We start from the raw sequence: 9,637 nt of genomic DNA, 5'->3' as shown, positions 1-9,637 counted from the left end.
TGGTGGGCGATACTGGGTTCGAACCAGTGACCCTCGCCTTGTAAGGGCGATGCTCTCCCAACTGAGCTAATCGCCCATGTTACTCTTTACTAACAAAACATTAAATTGAATGCCGTTGTTTGTGGGGCGTATTATAGGGTTCGACTTTTTTCAGTCAAGGCCTTTTTAAATAAAAGTGTTCTTTTTTGCTTAACTGCTTAAAGGACAAGCAAAAAACGATTAATTTTTATTGATTCCACTGTTTTCAGCGGCAAATGCGTGCAATCGATAAATAGTTAATGTAATTAGATGCGGTTTCGTTAAAATACGGCAATGATTATTCAATAGTTCCATAAGGAAATTTTTAATGACAGTTAAAACTCGTTTTGCCCCTAGCCCAACTGGCTATTTACACGTTGGCGGTGCACGTACAGCACTGTATTCATGGTTACATGCAAAAAGCAAAGGCGGTCAATTCGTATTACGTATTGAAGATACCGATATCGAGCGCTCTACTCAAGAAGCTGTTGATGCGATTTTAGAAGGGATGACTTGGTTAGGTTTGGATTGGGACGAAGGGCCTTATTACCAAACTAAGCGTTTCGACCGTTACAATGAAATGGTGGATAAACTATTAGCTGAAGATAAAGCTTATAAATGTTACGCACCTAAAGATTTATTAGATGAGATCCGTGCCGAGCAAGAAGCTAACAAAGAGATGGCACGCTATGATGCACAACATCCTAAAATTGTTGCAGTGAATCAAGCAGCAACACCAGATCAACCTTGTGTTATTCGCTTCCGTAACCCAAAACACGGCTCAGTGATCTTTGATGACGAGATCCGTGGAAAAATTGAAATAGCTAACGATCAACTTGATGACCTTATTATTCGTCGTAGTGATGGTTCGCCAACATACAACTTCTGTGTTGTTGTTGATGATTGGGATATGGGCATTACTAACGTTGTACGTGGTGAAGATCATATTAACAACACACCTCGCCAAATCAATATTTATGAAGCACTTGGCGCACCTGTACCAAGTTTTGCGCATTGTTCCATGATATTGGGCGATGATGGCGCAAAACTTTCTAAACGTCATGGCGCTGTTTCTGTCATGCAATATCGTGACGAAGGTTATTTACCAAATGCATTAAATAACTACTTAGTTCGTTTAGGTTGGTCACACGGTGACCAAGAGATATTCTCACAACAAGAGATGATAGACCTATTCAGCTTGGATCATGTTAGTAAGTCTGCATCAGCGTTTAATACTGATAAATTATTATGGTTAAACAACCATTACATTAAAACATCAAGCCCTGAATATGTTGCTGGTCATCTCCAATGGCATATGCAACAACAAAATATTGATACTAGTAATGGCCCTGCTTTAACGGAAGTTGTGACGGCATTAGCTGAGCGCGCGAAGACATTAGTAGAGTTAGCAAGTTCTAGTCGCTACTTTTATGAAGACTATGAAGATTTTGATGCAACGGCAGCTAAAAAACATTTACGCCCTGTTGCTAAAGAAGCTTTACAGCTTGTGCAAACAAAACTACAAGCTAGCGATGATTGGTCAGAAACTAACTTACACCAAATTATCGAAGATACCGCAACTGAACTAGAAGTAGGAATGGGTAAAGTAGGCATGCCGTTACGTGTAGCAATTACAGGTGCAGGTCAGTCCCCTTCTCTTGATGTTACATTAGCATTAATCGGTAAAACACGCAGTGTTGAACGTATCTCTCGCGCTATCGCTTTCATTGAAGCACGTGAAAATGCAGCATAAACCTTATTAAGGTAAACGTTAGCTAAATTTAAAGCCCGTTAATGAAATGCTACATTAAGTTAGCATTCATAAACGGGCTTTTTTATTCACTAACAACTTTAACTGCTGAATTAATTTAATAAATCCATAACTTGTTGATAGGTTTTTTGCCAATTTAGATAATCAATGGCTACCGGTATATGTTCGCCATTAACCGCTAAAACCAATGATGGAAAACCTTGAATAGGCAACTGACGACTAGCCGAAATTTCTTGATGAAATCTGACATTCACTTCCTCATCATTCAATTGTTGTTCGAACCATTCCCTATTAAAACCAATACTTTCCGCTAACTCTGCCAGTGTAGAGGTTAATGATGGATTCTTTGCTTGCAAATAATAAGCCTGCTGAATAGCAAATAACATGGCTTGTTCTTGGTCATTATCTCTTGCAATAAGGCAAGCACGACAAGCGGGATAAGTTGAGCGCTGTGGCGCACATTGTGTCCAAAAATCAAAATTGAATTTCGTACCTAATTGGCTGTGAATTTTATGCCAAATCCCCTGTAGCATCTGTTGCATTTCATTAGGCATAACAACATCAGAATCTGGTGCCAATCCACCTAACTTATACTCTATGCTTAGATCCTCTGATAATAATGCTTTAGATAATTTTAACCAACTATCTCGATATCCCCAACACCAACTACACATCGGATCATATACATAATATAAAACTGCTTTACTCATTACTGACTCCATTTAAAAATACTTTATACCGATGGTATTTCAAGCTATCTATATCACTACATTGCAGTAAATATATACCGAACAATAACAAAGTGATTGGGTAGTGTTATAATACGTTATTAGCCCTGCGGACCATAAAAAGTTCTTTGCAGTTTGGGTATATTAATCAGCTTGATAACAGGACTTTATTTTGGCACAACTTTATTTTTATTACTCCGCAATGAATGCAGGTAAATCAACGTCACTATTACAATCATCATATAACTACCGCGAACGAGGCATGAATACATTTGTATTAACTGCTGCCATCGACAATCGCTCTGGCGTTGGTAAAGTTTCATCACGACTCGGCATTGAAAGCGATGCGCATATCTTTTCTGCAACGGATAATCTAGCTGAAATGATTGCTGAAGTACATCAACAACAAAAGCAACATTGTATTTTAATTGATGAGTCACAATTCCTAAGTAAACAACAAGTTAGAGAGCTTACCTATGTTGTGGATATATTAGACATTCCGGTACTTTGCTACGGTATTAAAACAGATTTCCAAGGTGAGCTATTTCCTGGTAGCCAATATTTATTAGCTTGGGCTGATAAATTGATCGAGCTAAAAACAATCTGCCATTGTGGTCGTAAGGCTAACATGATTTTGCGCTTGGATAAAAATGGAGAAGCAATTCAAGAAGGTGCTCAGGTTGAAATAGGTGGCAATGAAAGTTATGTCTCAGTTTGTCGTAAACACTTTAGAAAAGTATTTTGGGACAAACTATAAATTGACTGAGTCTACACAGTAAATATAAAAAAGCGGCTCATTGAGCCGCTTTTCATTTATCTAGGTTTTATAGAATAACTTATTGATTTGAAAACATAGCTCATATAAGTCATTCATTAAACACTATGATTTATTCATTACCAGCATAGCTAATATCTGCATTGTCCAATAAGTACGTCACTAATGCTTGGTAAGTCGCTTCAGAAGTACTACGCTCTAGCATGGTTGATAATTGCGTTTTAGTCTGGTCATTAGCTTCTGCATTATCCACATCGACGACATCAGATAATTCAATAACAGCAAAATCACCTTGTGCAGTTACCACGTAATCACGTGTTACTTTTTCAGCTTCTGGTTTCGCTAATTGGAACAAACGCTGAATAACCTGAGCATCATAATCACGACTATAGCGTGCTAGCGTCAATGGTGCGGTAAACGCGATATCTTTATCTGCTAATTCAGCAGAAATTGACTCACCAGCATCTAATTTAGCCATTAGTGACTCTACAAATTGTTGTGCTGCAGCGGCTGCTTTTTGCTCTTCAAGTTGTAATGTAATTTGCTCAGAAACTTCAGCTAATGGTTTAGTCGCAGCGTCTTTATGAGCTTTAACTCGCACTACAATTGCTTGAGAATCATTAAGTTCAATAATCTCAGAGTTTAAACCTTCAGCGCGGAAATCTTCACTAAATACTTGATTCAGTACATTACGGTTATCAACTGAACTTGGAGCGTTATCAGCCGAGAAGAACCCCGTTGTTTTAATCGCTACGCCCACTTCAGCAGAGGCTTCTTCTAAGTTATCAGGAGATTCGAATGCTACTTCACTTAAACGTTGGTATAAGTTGTCGTACATCTCTTTCATCTTATCGTTTTTAAGCGCAATTTCGATTTTAGATTTAACTTCATCCAACGGTAATGTTGCTTTTTCCTGTGCTTCAATTAATTTGATAATATGAAAACCAAATTCTGATTTAACAACATCAGATAAAGGTGCATCAGATGTTAACGAAAAAGCACTTTTATCAAATGCAGGATCCATCACACCACGCTCAAACCAATCTAATTCACCATTATTTTTACCAGAAAAGACATCATCTGATTTTGTTTTTGCTAACTCAGCAAAATCCGCACCCGCTTTTAATTCATCTAAAATAGCTTGTGCTTTATTTTTCGCTTCTTCTGAATCACCTTGAACCAAGATATGTGCTACTTTACGACGTTCAACTCGTTGATATTGATCCGCATGTTGTTCGTAGTAAGTTTCAATATCTTTATCATTCAAGTTTACTTCTGCCGCTAATGTCGCAGCATCTAAGAGAATGTATTCGACATCAACTTGTTCAGGATTTTGAAACTGCTCGCTGTTATCCGCATAGTAAGTATTGATTTCATCTTCAGACACAGAATCTGTCGTCATAAAGTCAGCGCTTTTTATATTCAAAAGACGTGCAACACGTTGTTGACCTTGCAATTGATAAGCCTGCTCAATTTCTAGTGGTAAAACAAACTCACTGCCCACTAACGATTCTAATAGTTGTAGTCGTACTAAGTCAGTTTTAAAGTTTGCACTGAATTGTGCAGGAGCCAAATTATTGTTACGTAATAAAGATAAGTACAAGTTGTTATCAAATTTACCGTCAACTTGGAATTCAGGCATGTTTCGAATAGCTTCTTTAACTTGCTCATCACCGACACGTAAACCCATTTCAGTAACGGCTTGCGCAATCAAACGCTCAGTTATTAATGTCTGTGTTGCTTGAGCACGAATTTGTTGTGTAAAACCAGGTGTAGAAGCGATCAAGTCAAACTGCTCGCCGTATTGCTGTTGTAAACGCGCTCTTTCATTTTGATAAGCTTGTTCAACACTTTGTTGTGAAATATCTTCACCGTTAACCGTGACAACTGCACTTTCTGAAGTAGTCCCTAAATAGCTACTCACCCCCGCCAAAGCAAAAGACAGGATGATCACTACTAAAATACTTTTAGCTACGATCCCTTGAGAGCCTTCGCGCATTTTATCTAACATAATATTTTACTCTTTAAGACTTAAAAACAAAAAAGCGCATCATAGGACGCGCTTAATGCATAACGGTGCAATAAAAACGCTTATGCGTTGATAGCATCTTTTAATGATTTACCCGCTTTAAATGCAGGTACTTTTGCTGCTGCGATTTGAATTGGCTCATTAGTTTGTGGATTACGGCCTGTACGTGCAGCACGTTCTTTTACTGAGAAAGCACCAAAACCAATTAGTGATACGCTGTCGCCTTCAACTAAAGCTGTAGTAACGCTATCGATAAACGCATCTAATGCGCGACCAGCTGCAGCTTTTGATATATCTGCGCTTTCAGCGATGTTATCGATTAATTGTCCTTTGTTCATTTGTAAATCCCCTGTCTATAATAAATTGGTGCTATTTTAAGATTGAATGGCACATAGTAAAAAAATACATTGCTAGGCTACTGTTCTATTCAAATTCAAGCAAGTAAATTTGAATAAAATTAGGTAGATAGCCCTTATTTTATGCGGTTTGTCACCTATTTTTCAGTTTTTCCGATAGAAAACCCTTTGATGCTATCTTGTAAAGCGATTTCTAATACTTCATCTATCCAACGAACTGGCTTAATTTCTAGTTGGTCTTTAATATTATCAGGGATTTCTTCTAAGTCACGTGTATTTTCAAACGGAATCAATACCGTTTTAATACCACCACGACGTGCCGCTAATAATTTTTCTTTTAGACCACCAATTGGAAGTACTTCTCCACGTAACGTAATTTCCCCTGTCATTGCCACATCGGCGCGAACAGGAATACCTGTTAAGCTAGAAATTAACACCGTACACATTGCTGCGCCAGCACTTGGGCCATCTTTTGGCGTAGCACCTTCAGGTACATGCACATGTATATCACGTTTCTCATGGAAGTCGCTATTAATACGCCATTCTTCAGCTTTCGCACGCACCACTGTCATCGCAGCTTGAATAGACTCTTTCATCACATCACCTAACGAACCAGTGTAAGTCAACTTACCCTTACCTGGTACAGAGGTTGCTTCGATAGTTAATAAATCTCCACCAACAGATGTCCAAGCAAGCCCTGTTACTTGACCAACTTGATTTTCAGAGTCTGCTTTACCAAAGTCATAACGACGTACACCTAAATAATCTTTTAGGTTATCAATAGTGACATCTACTTTTTTCAGTTTTTTGTCTAATAAAATATCTTTTACAACTTTACGACAAATTTTAGAAATCTCACGTTCTAAAGCACGTACACCGGCTTCACGCGTGTAATAACGAACGATACCAATAATCGCGCTATCATCAATTGAAATCTCTGATTCTTTTAAACCATTACGCTTAATTTGTTTGCTTAATAAATGGCCATTAGCGATGTTAAGTTTTTCATCTTCTGTATAACCCGATAAATGAATCACTTCCATACGGTCTAACAGTGGACCAGGAATATTCATCGAGTTAGACGTCGCAACAAACATCACATCAGAAAGATCGTAATCAACTTCAAGGTAATGGTCATTAAAGCTATTATTTTGCTCTGGATCTAACACTTCTAATAATGCAGAAGCAGGATCGCCGCGCATGTCAGAAGCCATCTTATCGATTTCATCTAATAAGAATAATGGATTTTTAACGCCCACTTTAGTCATTTTTTGAATCAACTTACCCGGTAACGAACCAATATAAGTACGACGATGACCACGGATCTCAGCTTCGTCACGTACACCACCTAATGCCATACGTACATACTTACGGCCGGTTGAGCGCGCAATAGATTGCCCTAAAGATGTTTTACCAACACCAGGAGGACCCACTAAACATAAAATAGGCCCTTTTAATTTATTGATACGAGTTTGAACGGCTAAATATTCTAAAATACGCTCTTTGACTTTTTCAAGACCGTAATGATCTTCATCTAAAATTTCTTGAGCTTTAGCTAAATTCTTTTTAACAGGACTACGTTTCTTCCACGGAACATTTACTAAACTTTCAATGTAAGTACGAATCACACTTGCTTCCGATGACATCGGCGACATCATTTTTAGCTTTTTAAGTTCAGATATCGCTTTTTCTTTTGCTTCAGCTGACATGCCAGCCGCTTCAATTTTTTCTTCTAATTGCTCAAGGTCACTTTGACCTTCTTCACTATCACCGAGCTCTTTTTGAATCGCTTTCATTTGCTCGTTAAGATAATACTCGCGTTGGCTGCGTTCCATTTGTTTCTTAACACGGCTACGAATACGTTTTTCAACTTTTAGAATATCTTCTTCATTTTCCATCATCCCCATTAGATATTCAAAACGTTCAGTCACATTAGTTAACTCTAACGCCGTTTGCTTATCTTCAAGGCTTAATGGCATATGCGCTGCGATTGTATCTGCAAGGCGCTCTGGTTCGTCGATACCATTAACAGAAGCAAGTACTTCAGGTGGAATCTTTTTATTGAGTTTAATATAAGACTCAAATTGACCTAATACGCTACGTATTAGCGCTTCTTCTTCTTTCTCATCGACGCCTTCACTTTCTAGCAGTTCGACTTCAGAAAAAAAGTATTCTTCGTGATCTATGTTACGAAGAATAGTGGCACGTTGCACACCCTCGACTAACACTTTAACCGTGCCATCGGGTAATTTTAATAATTGCAAAATATTAGCAACCGTACCCACTGAGTATAAATCCTCTATTTTAGGATCATCTAATGAAGCTTCAGTTTGTGCGACTAGTAATACCTTTTTGCCCTGCTCCATCGCAGCTTCTAAACAGCTGATCGATTTTTTTCTGCCGACAAATAATGGAATAACCATGTGCGGGTAAACAACGACATCACGGAGTGGTAAGACAGGTAGCGTCAACAGCTGGTCTGTTTCTAATTTCATATTGTCCCCAGAAAAAGTATTGAAAATAAATACATGAAATGAATGCACGCGTAAAAAATATTTTTACTTGTATGCAATATTGGGGATGTTAAGTTTTTTTTCAAGCGTATAAACAAAAAAAGAGAGCATAATGCCCTCTTTTTTTGTTTTATTGTTATTAATTGCTTATTTATCAGACGATACGAGTTTATTTTCTTCTTCTGAGTAAATTAACAAAGGCGATGCATCACCCATAATAACATTTTCATCAACAACCACTTTGATTACATTTTCAACTGAAGGCAGGTCATACATTGTATCTAATAACACCGCTTCAACAATAGAACGTAAACCACGTGCGCCAGTTTTACGGGTCATCGCTTTTTTAGCCATCGCTGTTAACGCTTCAGGACGAAACTCAAGTTCAACATTCTCTAAGCCGAATAAAGCTGCATATTGTTTTGTAATTGCATTTTTAGGTGCAGTTAAAATTTCAACTAATGCTTCTTCATCTAATTCAGTTAATGTTGCAACCACTGGTAGACGCCCTATAAATTCAGGAATCAAACCATATTTTGCTAAATCTTGAGGTTCCACTTTCTTAAACGTATCACTCAATGACGCTTTAGCATCTTTATCGCGTACTGTTGCACCAAAGCCAATACCAGCACCGGTATTAATACGTTGCTCGATAATACTATCTAAACCAGAGAATGCTCCGCCACAAATAAATAATATTTTAGACGTATCAACTTGAATAAATTCTTGGTTTGGATGCTTACGCCCACCTTGTGGAGGAATAGAAGCAACGGTACCTTCAATCAGTTTCAATAATGCCTGTTGAACACCTTCACCAGAAACATCACGAGTGATAGATGGATTCTCAGATTTACGCGTTATTTTATCGATTTCATCAATATAGATGATACCGCGTTGCGCTTTCTCAGGATCGTAATCACATTTCTGCAATAGTTTTTGAATGATGTTTTCAACATCTTCACCCACGTAACCGGCTTCAGTTAAAGTAGTCGCATCTGCCATTGTAAATGGTACATCTAATAAACGTGCCATGGTTTCAGCCAGCAGTGTTTTACCACTACCCGTTGGACCAATCAGCAAAATGTTAGATTTGCTTAACTCAACACCATCAGCGATATCACCGTGTTTTAAGCGTTTGTAATGATTATAAACAGCAACAGATAGCACTTTTTTTGCTAAATCTTGGCCAATAACATAATCATCTAATGACGCACGGATTTCATGGGGTGTTGGTAATTTTTTATTGCTGTTAGTACTGGTTTCAGCATTACTCGTAAGCTCAGCAATTTCTTCTTTAATGATGTCATCACAAAGATCAACACACTCGTTACAAATATAGACAGAAGGTCCTGCAATCAGTTTTTTAACTTCATGCTGACTTTTACCACAGAACGAACAATACAATAGGCTGCTATTATTAGCATCATTGTTGTTTTTATCGGACATA

General features: G+C 37.9%; 7 protein-coding genes and 1 tRNA gene. 2 read left to right on the top strand and 6 right to left on the bottom strand.

The features are described 5' to 3' along the window. Nucleotides 1-76, bottom strand: a tRNA-Val gene (locus tag H592_RS0115185). Nucleotides 77-346: 270 nt separating this feature from the next. Between H592_RS0115185 and gltX the strand changes: the two genes are divergently transcribed. Next, a complete protein-coding gene (gene gltX / locus H592_RS0115180) occupies nucleotides 347-1,771 on the top strand; it encodes a glutamate--tRNA ligase (protein WP_028869515.1) in 1,425 nt (474 codons plus the stop codon). A gap of 110 nt (nucleotides 1,772-1,881) precedes the next feature. Here the strand turns inward: gltX and H592_RS0115175 are convergent, their stop codons facing one another. Continuing rightward, complete coding sequence (locus H592_RS0115175) at nucleotides 1,882-2,499, bottom strand: DsbA family protein (protein ID WP_028869514.1); 618 nt, start codon at nucleotides 2,497-2,499, stop codon at nucleotides 1,882-1,884. 190 nt (nucleotides 2,500-2,689) lie between these two features. Between H592_RS0115175 and H592_RS0115170 the strand changes: the two genes are divergently transcribed. Then, nucleotides 2,690-3,274: a thymidine kinase gene (locus H592_RS0115170; protein ID WP_028869513.1), complete on the top strand. Its 585-nt coding sequence runs from the start codon at nucleotides 2,690-2,692 to the stop codon at nucleotides 3,272-3,274. Nucleotides 3,275-3,404: 130 nt separating this feature from the next. On the opposite strand, the gene H592_RS0115165 is transcribed toward H592_RS0115170, so the two are convergent. From H592_RS0115165 to clpX, 4 genes are all read right to left on the bottom strand, one after another. Further along, complete coding sequence (locus H592_RS0115165; protein WP_028869512.1) at nucleotides 3,405-5,303, bottom strand: SurA N-terminal domain-containing protein; 1,899 nt, start codon at nucleotides 5,301-5,303, stop codon at nucleotides 3,405-3,407. An 80-nt stretch (nucleotides 5,304-5,383) separates the two neighbouring features. Then, the gene (locus H592_RS0115160; RefSeq protein WP_028869511.1) at nucleotides 5,384-5,659 is read right to left on the bottom strand and encodes an HU family DNA-binding protein; all 276 of its coding nucleotides are present in this window, start codon (nucleotides 5,657-5,659) and stop codon (nucleotides 5,384-5,386) included. A 155-nt stretch (nucleotides 5,660-5,814) separates the two neighbouring features. Next, entirely contained in the window at nucleotides 5,815-8,172 is a 2,358-nt protein-coding gene (gene lon, locus H592_RS0115155; RefSeq protein ID WP_028869510.1) for an endopeptidase La, read from the bottom strand. Between the two features lie 165 nt (nucleotides 8,173-8,337). After that, entirely contained in the window at nucleotides 8,338-9,636 is a 1,299-nt protein-coding gene (gene clpX, locus H592_RS0115150) for an ATP-dependent protease ATP-binding subunit ClpX (RefSeq protein ID WP_028869509.1), read from the bottom strand. Between the last annotated feature and the right edge of the window lies 1 nt (nucleotide 9,637).

This window comes from Psychromonas arctica DSM 14288, assembly GCF_000482725.1.
Lineage (GTDB): Bacteria > Pseudomonadota > Gammaproteobacteria > Enterobacterales > Psychromonadaceae > Psychromonas > Psychromonas arctica.
This window is presented reverse-complemented; position numbering and strand designations above follow the sequence as displayed.